Source organism: Streptomyces europaeiscabiei (genome assembly GCF_001550375.1).
Classification (GTDB): domain Bacteria; phylum Actinomycetota; class Actinomycetes; order Streptomycetales; family Streptomycetaceae; genus Streptomyces; species Streptomyces europaeiscabiei.
The window spans coordinates 1-15,845 of the sequence record NZ_LRTR01000458.1; the positions used below are offsets into that span (position 1 = coordinate 1).

General features: G+C 67.5%; 12 protein-coding genes and 3 rRNA genes. 12 read left to right on the forward strand and 3 right to left on the reverse strand.

Annotated features, from left to right (window positions below):
• From AWZ10_RS22350 to AWZ10_RS22365, 4 genes are all read left to right on the forward strand, one after another.
• A 16S ribosomal RNA gene (locus AWZ10_RS22350) occupies nucleotides 1-776 on the forward strand; the annotation flags it as partial.
• A gap of 314 nt (nucleotides 777-1,090) precedes the next feature.
• A 23S ribosomal RNA gene (locus AWZ10_RS22355) occupies nucleotides 1,091-4,213 on the forward strand.
• A gap of 104 nt (nucleotides 4,214-4,317) precedes the next feature.
• Nucleotides 4,318-4,434 (forward strand): 5S ribosomal RNA (gene rrf, locus AWZ10_RS22360).
• A gap of 1,286 nt (nucleotides 4,435-5,720) precedes the next feature.
• Complete coding sequence (locus AWZ10_RS22365) at nucleotides 5,721-6,674, forward strand: hypothetical protein (protein ID WP_409000765.1); 954 nt, start codon at nucleotides 5,721-5,723, stop codon at nucleotides 6,672-6,674.
• An 85-nt stretch (nucleotides 6,675-6,759) separates the two neighbouring features.
• Here the strand turns inward: AWZ10_RS22365 and AWZ10_RS22370 are convergent, their stop codons facing one another.
• Entirely contained in the window at nucleotides 6,760-8,052 is a 1,293-nt protein-coding gene (locus AWZ10_RS22370; protein ID WP_046705484.1) for a DUF1015 family protein, read from the reverse strand.
• A gap of 123 nt (nucleotides 8,053-8,175) precedes the next feature.
• Between AWZ10_RS22370 and AWZ10_RS22375 the strand changes: the two genes are divergently transcribed.
• From AWZ10_RS22375 to AWZ10_RS22385, 3 genes are all read left to right on the forward strand, one after another.
• Nucleotides 8,176-9,204 carry an HAD hydrolase-like protein gene (locus tag AWZ10_RS22375; RefSeq protein WP_046705483.1) on the forward strand — a complete coding sequence of 343 codons (1,029 nt, stop codon included), beginning with the start codon at nucleotides 8,176-8,178 and terminating at the stop codon, nucleotides 9,202-9,204.
• 171 nt (nucleotides 9,205-9,375) lie between these two features.
• Nucleotides 9,376-10,419, forward strand: a complete 1,044-nt coding sequence (locus AWZ10_RS22380) for a FecCD family ABC transporter permease (protein WP_060891896.1) — start codon at nucleotides 9,376-9,378, stop codon at nucleotides 10,417-10,419.
• Nucleotides 10,420-10,430: 11 nt separating this feature from the next.
• A complete protein-coding gene (locus tag AWZ10_RS22385) occupies nucleotides 10,431-11,516 on the forward strand; it encodes a FecCD family ABC transporter permease (RefSeq protein ID WP_060891899.1) in 1,086 nt (361 codons plus the stop codon).
• Here the strand turns inward: AWZ10_RS22385 and AWZ10_RS52440 are convergent.
• A complete protein-coding gene (locus AWZ10_RS52440; protein ID WP_162948458.1) occupies nucleotides 11,488-11,664 on the reverse strand; it encodes a hypothetical protein in 177 nt (58 codons plus the stop codon). The two genes, AWZ10_RS22385 and AWZ10_RS52440, sit on opposite strands and share 29 nt — an antisense overlap.
• Here AWZ10_RS52440 and AWZ10_RS22390 point away from each other — a divergent pair.
• Nucleotides 11,609-12,508, forward strand: coding sequence for an ABC transporter ATP-binding protein (locus tag AWZ10_RS22390; RefSeq protein WP_107084537.1), 900 nt, complete (start codon nucleotides 11,609-11,611; stop codon nucleotides 12,506-12,508). The genes AWZ10_RS52440 and AWZ10_RS22390 overlap by 56 nt on opposite strands.
• On the opposite strand, the gene AWZ10_RS22395 is transcribed toward AWZ10_RS22390, so the two are convergent.
• Nucleotides 12,492-12,839, reverse strand: coding sequence for an SCP2 sterol-binding domain-containing protein (locus AWZ10_RS22395; RefSeq protein ID WP_046705482.1), 348 nt, complete (start codon nucleotides 12,837-12,839; stop codon nucleotides 12,492-12,494). The two genes, AWZ10_RS22390 and AWZ10_RS22395, sit on opposite strands and share 17 nt — an antisense overlap.
• A gap of 42 nt (nucleotides 12,840-12,881) precedes the next feature.
• Here AWZ10_RS22395 and AWZ10_RS22400 point away from each other — a divergent pair, with 42 nt between their 5' ends.
• The 4 genes from AWZ10_RS22400 to AWZ10_RS22415 form a co-directional block, all read left to right on the forward strand.
• Nucleotides 12,882-13,226 carry a hypothetical protein gene (locus AWZ10_RS22400; RefSeq protein ID WP_234361234.1) on the forward strand — a complete coding sequence of 115 codons (345 nt, stop codon included), beginning with the start codon at nucleotides 12,882-12,884 and terminating at the stop codon, nucleotides 13,224-13,226.
• A 55-nt stretch (nucleotides 13,227-13,281) separates the two neighbouring features.
• Nucleotides 13,282-14,097 (forward strand): TlyA family RNA methyltransferase, encoded by an 816-nt coding sequence (locus AWZ10_RS22405; RefSeq protein ID WP_060891897.1) that lies wholly within the window; start codon nucleotides 13,282-13,284, stop codon nucleotides 14,095-14,097.
• Nucleotides 14,094-14,999, forward strand: coding sequence for an NAD kinase (locus AWZ10_RS22410; RefSeq protein ID WP_037702189.1), 906 nt, complete (start codon nucleotides 14,094-14,096; stop codon nucleotides 14,997-14,999). Before AWZ10_RS22405 ends, AWZ10_RS22410 begins: the two co-directional genes overlap by 4 nt.
• A 148-nt stretch (nucleotides 15,000-15,147) precedes the next feature.
• Nucleotides 15,148-15,845: AAA family ATPase (locus tag AWZ10_RS22415; protein WP_159058318.1), on the forward strand; the 698-nt coding region annotated here is incomplete at its 3' end.

Consider the following 15,845-nt stretch of genomic DNA (forward strand, 5'->3'; position numbering starts at 1 on the left):
GCGAACAGGATTAGATACCCTGGTAGTCCACGCCGTAAACGGTGGGAACTAGGTGTTGGCGACATTCCACGTCGTCGGTGCCGCAGCTAACGCATTAAGTTCCCCGCCTGGGGAGTACGGCCGCAAGGCTAAAACTCAAAGGAATTGACGGGGGCCCGCACAAGCAGCGGAGCATGTGGCTTAATTCGACGCAACGCGAAGAACCTTACCAAGGCTTGACATACACCGGAAACGGCCAGAGATGGTCGCCCCCTTGTGGTCGGTGTACAGGTGGTGCATGGCTGTCGTCAGCTCGTGTCGTGAGATGTTGGGTTAAGTCCCGCAACGAGCGCAACCCTTGTTCTGTGTTGCCAGCATGCCCTTCGGGGTGATGGGGACTCACAGGAGACTGCCGGGGTCAACTCGGAGGAAGGTGGGGACGACGTCAAGTCATCATGCCCCTTATGTCTTGGGCTGCACACGTGCTACAATGGCAGGTACAATGAGCTGCGAAGCCGTGAGGCGGAGCGAATCTCAAAAAGCCTGTCTCAGTTCGGATTGGGGTCTGCAACTCGACCCCATGAAGTCGGAGTTGCTAGTAATCGCAGATCAGCATTGCTGCGGTGAATACGTTCCCGGGCCTTGTACACACCGCCCGTCACGTCACGAAAGTCGGTAACACCCGAAGCCGGTGGCCCAACCCGTAAGGGAGGGAGCTGTCGAAGGTGGGACTGGCGATTGGGACGAAGTCGTAACAAGGTAGCCGTACCGGAAGGTGCGGCTGGATCACCTCCTTTCTAAGGAGCACTTCTACCGAACTCTTCGGGGTGAGGTCAGAGGCCAGATCATCAGCGAACGTCTGATGCTGGTTCGCTCAGGGTGGAACGTTGATTATTCGGCCGGTTCACGGGCCGGAGGCTGTGAGTACTGCTCGTAAGAGTGTGGAAAGCATGATCTCTGGACGGGGACGGGTCGGGCACGCTGTTGGGTGTCTGAGGGTATGGCCGTATGGCTGCCTTCAGTGCCGGCCCCAGTGCACTCGAACTTCTGGTTCGGGGTGATGGGTGGTTGGTCGTTGTTTGAGAACTGCACAGTGGACGCGAGCATCTGTGGCCAAGTTTTTAAGGGCGCACGGTGGATGCCTTGGCACCAGGAACCGATGAAGGACGTGGGAGGCCACGATAGGCCCCGGGGAGTCGTCAACCAGGCTTTGATCCGGGGGTGTCCGAATGGGGAAACCCGGCAGTCGTCATGGGCTGTCACCCTTGCCTGAACACATAGGGCAAGTGGAGGGAACGCGGGGAAGTGAAACATCTCAGTACCCGCAGGAAGAGAAAACAACCGTGATTCCGGGAGTAGTGGCGAGCGAAACCGGATGAGGCCAAACCGTATACGTGTGAGACCCGGCAGGGGTTGCGTGTACGGGGTTGTGGGATCTCTCTTTCACAGTCTGCCGGCTGTGAGACGAGTCAGAAACCGTACAGGTAGGCGAAGGACATGCGAAAGGTCCGGCGTAGAGGGTAAGACCCCCGTAGCTGAAATTTGTACGGCTCGTTTGAGAGACACCCAAGTAGCACGGGGCCCGAGAAATCCCGTGTGAATCTGGCGGGACCACCCGTTAAGCCTAAATATTCCCTGGTGACCGATAGCGGATAGTACCGTGAGGGAATGGTGAAAAGTACCGCGGGAGCGGAGTGAAATAGTACCTGAAACCGTGTGCCTACAAGCCGTGGGAGCGTCGCGCATCGAGCTTGCTCGGTGCGTCGTGACTGCGTGCCTTTTGAAGAATGAGCCTGCGAGTTTGCGGTGTGTTGCGAGGTTAACCCGAGTGGGGTAGCCGTAGCGAAAGCGAGTCCGAACAGGGCGATTCAGTAGCACGCTCAAGACCCGAAGCGGAGTGATCTAGCCATGGGCAGGTTGAAGCGGAGGTAAGACTTCGTGGAGGACCGAACCCACCAGGGTTGAAAACCTGGGGGATGACCTGTGGTTAGGGGTGAAAGGCCAATCAAACTCCGTGATAGCTGGTTCTCCCCGAAATGCATTTAGGTGCAGCGTCGTGTGTTTCTTGCCGGAGGTAGAGCACTGGATAGGCGATGGGCCCTACCGGGTTACTGACCTTAGCCAAACTCCGAATGCCGGTAAGTGAGAGCGCGGCAGTGAGACTGTGGGGGATAAGCTCCATGGTCGAGAGGGAAACAGCCCAGAGCATCGACTAAGGCCCCTAAGCGTACGCTAAGTGGGAAAGGATGTGGAGTCGCACAGACAACCAGGAGGTTGGCTTAGAAGCAGCCACCCTTGAAAGAGTGCGTAATAGCTCACTGGTCTAGTGATTCCGCGCCGACAATGTAGCGGGGCTCAAGCGTACCGCCGAAGTCGTGTCATTTCAGCATATAGGGCCAACGCCTGCTGGGATGGGTAGGGGAGCGTCGTGTGCCGGGTGAAGCAGCCGCGGAAGCGAGTTGTGGACGGTTCACGAGTGAGAATGCAGGCATGAGTAGCGATACAAACGTGAGAAACGTTTGCGCCGATTGACTAAGGGTTCCTGGGTCAAGCTGATCTGCCCAGGGTAAGTCGGGACCTAAGGCGAGGCCGACAGGCGTAGTCGATGGATAACCGGTTGATATTCCGGTACCCGCTGTGAAGCGTCAAACATTGAACCAGGCGATGCTAAGTCCGTGAAGCCGTTCCGGACCCTTCGGGGAAAGGAAAGTGGTGGAGCCGACGGACCAGACTTGCAGTAGGTGAGTGATGGGGTGACGCAGGAAGGTAGTCCATCCCGGGCGGTGGTAGTCCCGGGGTAAGGGTGTAGGCCGTGCGATAGGTAAATCCGTCGTACTTGTGGCTGAGACCTGATGCCGAGCCGATTGTGGTGAAGTGGATGATCCTATGCTGTCGAGAAAAGCCTCTAGCGAGTTTCATGGCGGCCCGTACCCTAAACCGACTCAGGTGGTCAGGTAGAGAATACCGAGGCGTTCGGGTGAACTATGGTTAAGGAACTCGGCAAAATGCCCCCGTAACTTCGGGAGAAGGGGGGCCATCACTGGTGAGGGAACTTGCTTCCTGAGCTGGGGGTGGCCGCAGAGACCAGCGAGAAGCGACTGTTTACTAAAAACACAGGTCCGTGCGAAGCCGTAAGGCGATGTATACGGACTGACGCCTGCCCGGTGCTGGAACGTTAAGGGGACCGGTTAGTCACATTTCGGTGTGGCGAAGCTGAGAACTTAAGCGCCAGTAAACGGCGGTGGTAACTATAACCATCCTAAGGTAGCGAAATTCCTTGTCGGGTAAGTTCCGACCTGCACGAATGGCGTAACGACTTCTCGACTGTCTCAACCATAGGCCCGGTGAAATTGCACTACGAGTAAAGATGCTCGTTTCGCGCAGCAGGACGGAAAGACCCCGGGACCTTTACTACAGTTTGATATTGGTGTTCGGTTCGGCTTGTGTAGGATAGCTGGGAGACTTTGAAGCGGCCACGCCAGTGGTTGTGGAGTCGTCGTTGAAATACCAGTCTGGTCGTGCTGGATGTCTAACCTGGGTCCGTGATCCGGATCAGGGACAGTGTCTGATGGGTAGTTTAACTGGGGCGGTTGCCTCCTAAAGAGTAACGGAGGCGCCCAAAGGTTCCCTCAGCCTGGTTGGCAATCAGGTGTTGAGTGTAAGTGCACAAGGGAGCTTGACTGTGAGACCGACGGGTCGAGCAGGGACGAAAGTCGGGACTAGTGATCCGGCGGTGGCTTGTGGAAGCGCCGTCGCTCAACGGATAAAAGGTACCCCGGGGATAACAGGCTGATCTTCCCCAAGAGTCCATATCGACGGGATGGTTTGGCACCTCGATGTCGGCTCGTCGCATCCTGGGGCTGGAGTCGGTCCCAAGGGTTGGGCTGTTCGCCCATTAAAGCGGTACGCGAGCTGGGTTTAGAACGTCGTGAGACAGTTCGGTCCCTATCCGCTGCGCGCGCAGGAATATTGAGAAGGGCTGTCCCTAGTACGAGAGGACCGGGACGGACGAACCTCTGGTGTGCCAGTTGTCCTGCCAAGGGCATGGCTGGTTGGCTACGTTCGGGAGGGATAACCGCTGAAAGCATCTAAGCGGGAAGCCTGCTTCGAGATGAGTATTCCCACCCACTTGATGGGGTAAGGCTCCCAGTAGACGACTGGGTTGATAGGCCAGATATGGAAGCCTGGTAACGGGTGGAGTTGACTGGTACTAATAGGCCGAGGGCTTGTCCTCAGTTGCTCGCGTCCACTGTGTTAGTTCTGAGACAACGAACAGTTGTCGGCTCAGAGCAGAACATCAACTGAAAAGTGTGCTTGTTCGCTCGAAACCAATAGGGTTTCGGTGGTCATAGCGTGAGGGAAACGCCCGGTTACATTTCGAACCCGGAAGCTAAGCCTTACAGCGCCGATGGTACTGCAGGGGGGACCCTGTGGGAGAGTAGGACGCCGCCGAACAATCTTTGAAGGACCCCTGGTCACCAGCGTACAGCTGGGACCAGGGGTCCTTTTTTGTTTTTCCGGAGCGCGCCGGGTACCCGGCTGCGCGAGAATGACTTGCGGTACCGAAGACAGGAGTCACCATGTCCACCAACTCTCCCGACGATCGACCGGAGCGCGACCAGCGGCGACGGGACAGTGGTGACCGTGGTGGCTATCGCGGTGGGCCGCCTCGGGACAACGACCGGCGCGACAACGACCGTGGTGGGTACGGCCGGCGTGACGACCGTGCCGGCGACAACCGCCGTGGTGATGACCGTCGAGGTGACGACCGTGGTGGCTTCCGGCGTGATGACAATCGCGGTGAGCAGCGCGGCGGCAGCGGCGGCGGCGGATTCCGTGGACGGGACGACCGTCGTGAAGGCGACCGTGGGCCTCGCCCCGCGTTTCGGCGTGACGACCGTCCTGCAGGTGCGGGACCCCGTCGTGACGACCGTCCTGCAGGTGCGGGACCGCGTCGTGACGATCGCGACCGTGGCTTCCGTCGGGACGGGGATCGACCGGCCTTCCGCCGTGATGACCGTCGCGGCGACGACCGTCCCGCATTCCGGCCCGACGCCCGCAAGGACGATCGTAGGGACGACCGGCGCGACAGCGGGGACCGTGGCGGTTTCCGGCGGGATGACCGTGGGGGCGGGGATCGGCCGCCTTTCCGTCGCGATGACCGGCGGGACGACCGCCCCGACCGTCGTGAGGGCGACCGTCCCACGTACCGCCGTGATGACGACCGCGGTGGCTTCCGTAGGGACGACAGCCGTGGTGGCGAGCGCCCCGGCGGCTTCCGGCGTGATGACAGCCGTGGTGGCGAGCGCAGCGGTGGCTTCCGGCGTGATGACAGCCGTGGTGGCGAGCGCCCCGGCGGTTTCCGTAGGGACGACAACCGTGGCGGCGAGCGCCCCGGCGGCTTCCGCAGGGACGACAACCGTGGCGGCGAGCGCCCCGGCGGCTTCCGCAGGGACGACAACCGTGGCGGCGAGCGCCCCGGCGGCTTCCGCAGGGACGACAACCGTGGCGGCGAGCGCCCCGGCGGCTTCCGCAGGGACGACAACCGTGGCGGCGAGCGCCCCGGCGGCTTCCGTGGACGCGACGATCGCGGCCCCGACGACCGGGGCCGTGGTCCCCGTCGGGACGACCGAGGCGGCCGACCCGGTGGTGGTTTCCGTGACCGGGACGACCGGCGGGGCGGCGACGACCGGCGCGGTGGCGGACGTTTCCGTGACGAGCGGGACCGGGACCGGGAGCCGATCAAGCGACTGCCGATTCCGGAGGACGTCACCGGCGAGGAGATCGACAAGGACGTACGGCAGGAGCTGCAGAGCCTGCCCAAGACGCTCGCCGACGATGTCGCCAAGAACCTGGTGATGGTCGCGCGGCTCATCGACGAGGACCCCGAGGGTGCGTACGGCTACTCCAGGGTGGCTCTGCGGCTGGCATCGCGTGTCGCCGCGGTGCGGGAGGCCGCCGGCTTCGCCGCGTACGCCAACCAGAAGTACAGCGAGGCGCTCGCGGAGTTCCGGGCGGCCCGGCGGATGACCGGCAACGTCGACCTGTGGCCCGTCATGGCCGACTGCGAGCGTGGTCTCGGGCGGCCCGAGAAGACGCTGGACATGGCCGGGGCGCCCGAGGTGCACAAGCTGGACAAGGCCGGTCAGGTCGAGATGCGGCTCGTGGCGGCCGGCGCGCGGCGTGACATGGATCAGCTCGACGCGGCCATCGTGACCCTGCAGAGCCCGGAGCTGGCCTCCAACTCCGTACAGCCCTGGACCGCGCGCCTGCGGTACGCGTACGCCGACGCGCTGCTCGCGGCCGGGCGTGAGGGCGAGGCGCGGGAGTGGTTCGCGAAGGCCGTCGAGGCCGACAAGGACGGCAGCACGGACGCGTCGGACCGGCTCGCGGAAATGGACGGTGTCGAGTTCGTCGACGCCCTCGGCGACGAGGACGACGAGCACAGGCACGAGGGTGACGAGGCGCCGCAGAGCGCGTCCGCCGTGGACGACCACCAGGTCGTCGAGGACAGCAAGGACAGCAAGGACAGCGACGCCGACGAGGACGAGGACGAGGACGACGTCACCGATGAGGATGACGAGGTCACCGATGAGGACGTCGAAGACGACGTGATCGACGACGTGATCGACGACGTGATCGACGACGTCATCGACGTCCAGGCCGACACGGACGACAAGGGCGACAGGGACTGACGTCCGGCAGAGACGGTGAAGGGCGGGATCCCGTACACGGGGTCCCGCCCTTTCGTCTTGTCTGTGGTCGTCCGGAGGTGCTCCCTCAGAGTTCCAGCGCGCGCAGCACCAGTCCCGACGCCGGCTTCGGGCCGAACGACGTGGATTTGCGGGGCATGGTGACGCCCTGGCGGGCGAGGTCGCGTACGACCTCCTCGCGGACCGGGTGCATGAGGACGGCCGTGCCGCCGTCACGTTCGGCCTTCTCGACGGTGGCGGTTGTGTCGTGGATGTAGGCGACGTGGGCCGGGGAGTCCTCGGGGATGCGCCAGACGTGGTGGAGGAGGGCGGAGTGCAGGACGGTCGCGTCGAGGGTGCGCCAGGCGGTCGGGCGGTCGGCGGGGATCGTACGGGTGAGAAGGTCCGGGTCCGGGCGGTCGACGAGGTGGAAGGCGCCGTCGCCCGCGAGGAGGAAGGCGTTGCCGGTGGCGGCCGCGTCCCCCAGGGCCTCCAGGGCCTCGGAGAGCGGGACGTCGAGGGAGCGTACGCGGAACAGACCGGTCAGGGCGGTGAGGGCGTCGGAGACCGGGAGCTGGTGGAGGAGACGGTGGATCGCGCGGACGCGGAGGGGGTAGCGGGCGGTGTCCACGAGGAGGACCAGACCGTAGTCCCAGGGGCTGGGGGACGGGTGCTCCGTGCGGAGCCGGAGATACGTCGCCCAGCGGTGGTGGCCGTCGGCTATCAGGGCCTGGTGGTGGGCGAGGTCCGACTGGATCTCGGCGAGTTCGGCGGGATCGGTGACCGCCCAGAGACGGTGCCTGAAGCCGTCCTCCGTGGTCGTGGCAAAGAGAGGGGCTCGTTCCGTGGTGCGCTCGACCACGGCTGTCGCCCCGGCCGTGGCGCCGTTGCCCCGGTAGGTGAGGAGCAGGGGCTCCATGTTGGTGGAGGTGGCGCGCATCAGGGCCGCACGGTCCGCGATGACGTGGGGGATGACGTCCTCGTGGGGGAGGACCACGCCGGCGGACGGCTCCGAGAGGCGCAGGGCGCCTATGAGGCCGCGCTGGAGGATGCTGCCGTCCGCCTGCTCGTAGACGTAGAGACCGGGCTTCGTGTCGGGGGCGAGGATGCCCTCGGCGAGCCAGCGGCGCAGGGTGTCGGCTGCCTGTTCGTCACGGGCGGCGGGCGTTCTGGCCTGGGGGAGTATCAGGCGGACGATGTTGTGCGGATCAGCCGATTCGAGGTGGAGCAGACCGTCCGGCCGTACGACCACGTCGTACGGCGGTGATGTCACGGCGGCCAGGCTGCCGACCCGGTCGGGGTCGTAGCGAAGCCCCCGGAACGGGGTCAGCTCGAGGCCGCTGCGCGCCGGGATCTCCTCCGCGGGACCTGCGTAGTTCATTGATGCATCGTATGGGTGTCAGGCGGTGAGGGATGATCGGGGGAAAGCGCCCCTACCGATTGTTGACCGACCGGGCGACCGGGCGACCGAGCGACCGATGGACCGAGCGAGGAGCAGAGTGCAATGAGTCAGGCAGTCAGGACGCGGCCCGACGGCAGCGGGCAGGCCCTGAGCGAGGCGTACGACACGGCGCTGCTCGATCTGGACGGGGTGGTGTACGCGGGCGGCAGTGCCATCGCGTACGCCGTGAAGTCGCTCGGCACGGCGCGCGCGGGCGGTATGCACCTCGCGTACGTCACGAACAACGCGCTGCGGACCCCCGACACCGTGGCAGCGCACCTCACCGCGCTGGGAATACCGACCGAGGCGGGTGACGTCATCACCTCGGCCCAGGCCGTGGCCCGGCTCATCAGTGAGCAGCTGCCCGCCGGGGCGAGGGTGCTGGTCATCGGCGGCGAGGGGCTGCGGGTGGCGCTGCGCGAGCGGGGTCTGGAGCCCGTCGAGTCCGCGGACGACGATCCGGTGGCCGTGGTGCAGGGGTACGGCGGTCCCGACCTGCCCTGGGGGCGGTTCGCGGAGGCCAGCTACGCCATCGCGCGCGGGGTGCCGTGGTACGCGTCCAACACCGACCTGACCATTCCGAGCGCCCGGGGCATCGCACCCGGCAACGGGGCGGCGGTGCAGGTCGTCCGGATCGCGACCGGGGCCGAGCCGCAGGTGGCGGGCAAGCCACTGCCGCCGATGCACCGGGAGACGATCCTGCGGACCGGCGCCGAGCGGCCGTTGGTGGTCGGGGACCGGCTGGACACGGACATCGAGGGCGCGTTCAACGGCGAGGTCGACTCGCTGCTCGTGCTGACCGGCGTGACCGACGGCGCACAGTTGCTGGCCGCGCCCCCGCAGCACCGGCCGACGTATGTCGACGCCGATCTGCGGGGCATGCTCACCGGACAGCCGGAGGTCGTCGAGGCGGGTTCGGGCTTCCGCTGCGGCGGCTGGACGGCGACCGCCGGTGGAGAGCGGCTGGAACTGGACGGCGAGGGCGAGGCGCTGGACGGGCTGCGGGCGCTGTGCGCGGCGGCCTGGACGGCTGCCGGGGAGGGCTCGTGCGAGCTGGACGGGGAGAAGGCGCTGGCACGGCTGGGTTTGTGAGTGACCGGGGCCCTCGGGATCCCGAGGGCCAGGCGATGGTCGTAGCCCTTGAGAGCGGGCTGACACCGTTCGGCTGCGCACGGGCACCCGTGCGCCCGTGCACCCGTGCGCCCGTGCGGTGTTCGCGGGACGCGATCGAGCCCAAAGGAGAGGATAGGCTAACCTAACTGAGTGTTGGTCGACAGTCCTCCTGAACCGAGCGCGGAGACCGCCCCCGCGCCCCCGAACCGCCGGGCGATACGAGCCGTCGGGCTCCTCGTGTCCCTCGTGATCCTCGTCCTGGTCGCCCTGGCGAGTATCGCGATCGGTGCGAAAGAGCTGTCCTTCGAGCAGGTCTGGCACGGCCTGTTCGAGGACACGGGGACGTACGGCGACGCCGTCGTCGGGGAACGGGTCTCGCGCACCCTCCTCGGACTGCTCGCGGGCGCCGCGCTCGGCCTCGCCGGAGCCGTGCTCCAGGCGCTCACCCGCAATCCGCTGGCCGACCCGGGACTGCTCGGCATCAACGCGGGCGCCTCCGCCGCGGTGGTCACCGCCATCACCTACTTCGGCGTCACCTCGCTGAGCGGGTACGTGTGGTTCGCGTTCGCCGGCGCCGCCGTGGTCGGGGCGCTGGTCTGGTTCCTGGGCGGCAGACGGGGCGCGACACCCGTGCGCCTGGCGCTCGCGGGCACGGCCATCAGCGCGGCCCTCTACGGCTATCTGCAGGCCGTGATGATCATGGATGACGCGGCGCTCTCCAAGATGCGTTTCTGGACGGTCGGTTCGCTGGCCTCGGCGACCGACGAGACCATCACACAGGTGCTGCCGTTCCTGGCCGTCGGCACGGTCGTCGCGCTGCTGCTCGCGCGGCCGCTGAACGCGATGGCCATGGGCGACGACACCGCCCGCGCGCTCGGCGCCCACCTCAACCGCACCCGGGCGCTCTCGATGGCCGCCGCCACCGTGCTGTGCGGTGCCGCGACCGCCGCCTGCGGGCCGATCGTCTTCGTCGGGCTGATGGTCCCGCACGTCGTACGGTCCTTCACCGGGCCCGACCTGCGCTGGATCCTGCCGTACGCGACCGTCCTGTCGCCCGTGCTGCTGCTCGGCGCCGATGTCCTCGGCCGCATGGTGGCGCGGCCCGCGGAACTCCAGGTCGGCATCGTCACCGCGATCCTCGGCGGGCCGGTCTTCATCTTTCTCGTACGACGGCGGAGGACGGCGCAGCTGTGAAGACGCAGGTCATGAGCAAGTTGCAGGTCATGGGCAAGTCGCAGGTCATGGGCAAGTCCGCCGCACGCGACCGCGCGGTCCGCACCCCCGGAGGGCTGTCGGTCCGGCTGGACGTGCGGGCGTTCACCGTCGTCTCCCTGCTGCTGGTGGCGGCGCTGACGGCCGGTGTCGTACTGACAGGGACCGGCGACTTCCCCATCCCGGCAGACGACGTCCTGAAGACGCTGTTCGGCAACGGCGACGCGGGCCAGGAGTTCATCGTCAACGAACTGCGGCTGCCAAGAGTCCTGGTCGGGCTCCTCGTCGGGGCCTCGCTCGGACTCGGCGGGGCGCTGTTCCAGTCCATCTCCCGCAACCCGCTGGGCAGTCCGGACGTGCTCGGCCTCTCGCAGGGCGCCACCGCCGGGGCGCTGGTCGTCATCGTGCTGTTCTCCGGCAGCGCGAACCAGGTCGCCCTCGGCGCACTCGTCGGCGGGCTGGTCACCGGCTTCGCGATCTACGCGCTGGCGTGGAAGCGGGGCGTGCACGGCTACCGGCTCGTGCTGGTCGGCATCGGCGTCTCCGCGATCGTCACGGCGGTCAACGGCTACCTGATCACCAAGGCCGACCTCGTCGACGCGGCCCGCGCGGTCGTCTGGATGACCGGCTCCCTCAACGGCCGTGACTGGGACCAGGTCTGGCCACTGCTGATCATGTGCGTGACCCTCGTGCCGTTGGTGCTCGGCAACGCGCGCGGGCTGCGGATGATGGAGATGGGCGACGACGTGTCGTACGCCCTCGGGGTGAGCGTTGAGCGTGTGCGGCTGCTGCTGATGGTGTCGGCGGTGCTGCTCACCGCCGGGGCGACCGCGGCCGCCGGGCCGGTCGGCTTCGTCGCCCTCACCGCGCCCCAGCTCGCGAAGCGGCTGACCCGCTCGCCCGGCCCGAACCTGGTGCCCGCGATGTGCATGGGCGCGACCCTGCTGATCGTCGCCGACTGGGCCTCGCAGCGGGCCTTCGGGGCCGACCAGCTGCCCGTCGGCGTCGTCACCGGCGTGCTCGGCGGCGTCTATCTGCTGTGGCTGCTGGTCACTGAGCGGAAGGCCGGGCGGATATGAGCCGCCCCGAGCCGAACGCGCCGAACGTGCCGAAGCGGAACGTGCCGAAGCGGAACGTGCCGAATGCGCTGACGTCGATCAGGCCGACGTCGATCAGGCCGACGTCGCCAGGGCCGGACCGCGGCGCGTCGGCGAACGAGAACGACAAGAGGAGCACAGTGAACCGCCTGTCCGCCGAGAACGTCACCCTCGCCTATGACCAGCGGGTCATCGCCGAGCAGCTGTCGGTGGAGATACCCGACAACTCGTTCACCGTGATCGTCGGCCCCAACGCCTGCGGCAAGTCCACGCTCCTGCGCGCCCTGTCCCGGATGCTGAAGCCGTCCCAGGGGCGGGTGCTGCTCGACGGGCAGGTCGTCCAGTCGATGCCCGCCAAGAAGGTCGCGCGGACACTGGGCCTGCTGCCGCAGTCGTCGATCGCGCCCGACGGGATCACCGTCGGCGACCTCGTGGGCCGCGGCCGGTACCCGCACCAGGGCCTGCTGCGGCAGTGGTCCACCGAGGACGAGCGGATCGTCCGCGAGTCGATGGAGTCGACCGGGGTCGCCGAGCTGGCCGACCGTTACGTCGACGAGCTGTCCGGCGGCCAGCGCCAGCGCGTCTGGATCGCCATGGCGCTGGCCCAGCAGACCCCACTGCTGCTGCTCGACGAGCCGACCACCTTCCTGGACATCCAGCACCAGATCGACGTGCTCGACCTGTGCGCCGAACTCCACGAGGAGCGGGGCCGCACACTGGTCGCGGTGCTGCACGACCTCAACCACGCCGCCCGCTACGCCACCCACCTCATCGCCCTGCGCGGCGGCTCGGTGATCGCCGAGGGTGCCCCTTCGGACATCGTCACGGCCGAACTGGTCGAGGAGGTCTTCGGGCTGCGCTGTCAGGTCATCGACGACCCGGAGACGGGGACACCGCTCGTGGTGCCGGCGGCGCGCAGGGCGCGGACCGGCATGGAGGAGATCGAGAAGGTGGCCGCTACAGAAGCTTCCTGAGCTGGAGCAGGTCCCGGAAGCCCGCCTCCAGCTTCACCCGGCCCGAACCCCAGGCCTTGGCGAAGTTCAGTTCGCCGCCGACGAGGGACACCAGGTCGTCGCCCGTCATGGCGAGCCGGATCTGGGCCTTCTGGGACGGCGGCCCCTGAAGGGTGTCGTGCACCTCGATGCGCCCGTCGCGCATACGGCCCACGAAGGTGACGTCGAGGTCCTTGACATGGCAGCTCACCGAGCGGTCGAGGGCCGTGGCCTCGCTCGTGTGTCCTTCGGCGCCTGCCATGTTGTCCGAGAGCTTTTCGAGTGCGGCGCGGCACTCCTCAATCGTTGCCATCGCGCTCGACGGTACCCCAGAGCTTCGCGGTAGCGTCTGGGCATGAGCGACTCTTTGCCCGAGGCCGGGGCCGGGGTGGAAGCAGTGGTTCCGGAGGTCGCGGCCGGCGCGACCGGCGAGCCCGGCCCGCAGTCGGAGCCTCCGGTCGTCGAACCCGGGGACGACCCCGCCGCCCCGGCCCCGCTGAACGTGCCCCGCACCGCCACCGGTCACCCGGAGGTCGACAGCGTGCTCGACCGGCTGGCCGACGCCGACCACCTCGCGACCGACGGCCACGTCGAGGTGTACGAGGATGTACACCGGGGGCTGCGCGACGCGCTCACCGCGCTCGACGCCCGCCCGGGACCTCCGGATCCCACCCGTCACCCGACCACCGCCCCTCAATGAGACCCTTCGGGTCGCACCCATCGATTGCAGTACGAGAGCAGGAGCTGAACCCACCGTGGCAGGAGTCGCACGCCGCCGTCTGGACGCCGAACTGGTCCGGCGGAAGCTCGCGCGGTCGCGTGAGCACGCGAGCCAGCTGATCGCCGCCGGGCGCGTCACCGTCGGCAAGACCGTCGCGACCAAGTCCGCCACCCAGGTGGAGACAGCCGCCGCGATCGTGGTCGTGACCGACGACGGCGACCCGGAGTACGTGTCCAGAGGCGGCCACAAGCTCGCGGGCGCCCTCGATGTGTTCCTCCCGCAAGGCCTCGCCGTCGAGGGGCGGCGGGCGCTGGACGCCGGCGCCTCCACCGGCGGCTTCACCGACGTACTGCTGCGGGCCGGGGCCGCGCAGGTCGTCGCCGTGGACGTCGGATACGGACAACTCGCCTGGACTCTGCAGAGCGATGAACGCGTCACCGTCAAGGACCGTACGAACGTACGCGAGTTGACGCTCGAAGCGATCGATGGGGAGCCTGTGGATCTTGTCGTGGGGGATCTGTCCTTCATCCCACTCGGCCTGGTACTGCCCGCCCTGGTGCGGTGCGTGAAGCCTGATGCCGATCTGGTGATGATGGTCAAGCCGCAGTTCGAGGTGGGTAAGGAGCGGCTGGGCAGTGGGGGAGTCGTACGGAGCCCGGAGCTGCGTGCCGAAGCGGTGCGGGGGGTGGCCGGGCGGGCCGGGGAACTGGGGCTCGGGGTACAGGGTGTGACGGCCAGTCCGCTGCCCGGGCCCTCGGGCAATGTCGAGTACTTTCTGTGGCTGCGTGCCGGAGCTCCCGCGCTGGACCCGGCCGACGTCGACCGAGCAGTGGCGGAGGGGCCGCGTTGACTCAGGACCGATCTCGAACTGTTTTCCTGCTCACCCACACCGGGCGGCCGGCGGCGATCCGCAGTGCCGAACTCGTCGTCAAGGGACTGCTGCACCACGGCATCGGGGTGCGTGTCCTGGAGCACGAGGCCGAGGACATTCCGGTGCCCGAGGAGGTGGAACTCGTCAAGGAGGCCACCCCGCAGTGCCTCGACGGGTGCGAGCTGCTCATCGTCCTCGGCGGTGACGGCACACTGCTGCGCGGCGCCGAGTTCGCCCGCGCGTCCGGGGTGCCGATGCTCGGCGTCAACCTCGGCAGCGTCGGATTCCTCGCGGAGGCCGAGCGGGACGACCTCGACAAGGTCGTCGACCGGGTGGTGACCAAGGCGTACGAGGTCGAGGAGCGGATGACCGTCGATGTCGTCGTTCACCAGAACGGGAACATCGTCCACACGGACTGGGCGTTGAACGAGGCGGCCGTGCAGAAGGCCGGCGCCGAGAAGCTGCTCGAGGTCGTCCTCGAGATCGACGGCCGGCCGGTGACCGGGTTCGGGTGCGACGGCATCGTGCTGTCGACTCCGACCGGGTCCACGGCGTACGCGTTCTCGGCGGGTGGGCCCGTGGTGTGGCCCGAGGTCGAGGCGCTGCTGATGGTGCCGATCAGCGCGCATGCGCTGTTCGCGAAGCCGTTGGTGACGTCGCCGAACTCGGTGCTGGCGGTCGAGGTCCTGCCGCACATCCCGCCCGGGGTGTTGTGGTGCGACGGGCGGCGGACCGTCGAGCTGCCGCCGGGGGCGCGCGTCGAGGTGCGGCGAGGGGCTGTGCCGGTGCGGCTGGCTCGGTTGCACCATGCGTCGTTCACGGATCGGTTGGTGGCGAAGTTCGCGCTGCCGGTCTCCGGGTGGCGGGGGGCTCGGCACTAGCGCCTCGTGGGGGTCGGCGGGGACTCGTCGGCGGCCGCGGGTCGTTCGTGGCTGATCGCGCGGTTCCCCGCGCCCCTTTCGGGGCGCTGTAGCTCGCCGGAGTGACATTGGGGACGGGGGGCGTCGCACTTCGCTCCTCCGACCTCGTATGGTCGTGTCCGTGTTGGAGGAGATGCGGATACGGTCGCTCGGAGTCATCGACGACGCTGTCGTCGAGTTGTCGCCCGGCTTCACCGCCGTGACGGGTGAGACGGGTGCGGGCAAGACCATGGTGGTCACCAGTCTCGGCCTGCTGCTCGGCGGGCGGGCGGACCCGGCGCTCGTGCGGATCGGCGCGAAGCGCGCGGTCGTGGAGGGCCGGATCACCGTGCCCGAGGGGGCGTCGGTGGCCGTCCGGGCCGAGGAGGCCGGGGCCGAGCTCGACGACGGGGCGTTGTTGATCAGCCGGACCGTCTCCGCCGAGGGACGGTCGCGGGCACATCTGGGCGGGCGTTCCGTCCCGGTGGGCGTGCTCGCCGAGCTGGCCGACGAACTGGTCGCCGTGCACGGGCAGACCGACCAGCAGGGGCTTCTGAAGCAGTCCCGGCAGCGGGCGGCGCTCGACCGGTACGCGGGGGACGCCGTGGCCGTGCCGCTCACCAAGTACGCAGAGGCCTTCCGGCGGCTGCGGGCCGTGGCCGGCGAACTCGACGAGATCGTCACGCGGGCGCGTGAGCGGGCCCAGGAAGCCGACATGCTGCGGTACGGGCTCGACGAGATCGCGGGCGTGGAGCCGCGGGCCGGTGAGGACGTGGAGCTGGCCGAGGAGGCCGAGCGGCTCGGGCACGCGGAGGCGCTGGCCCCCGC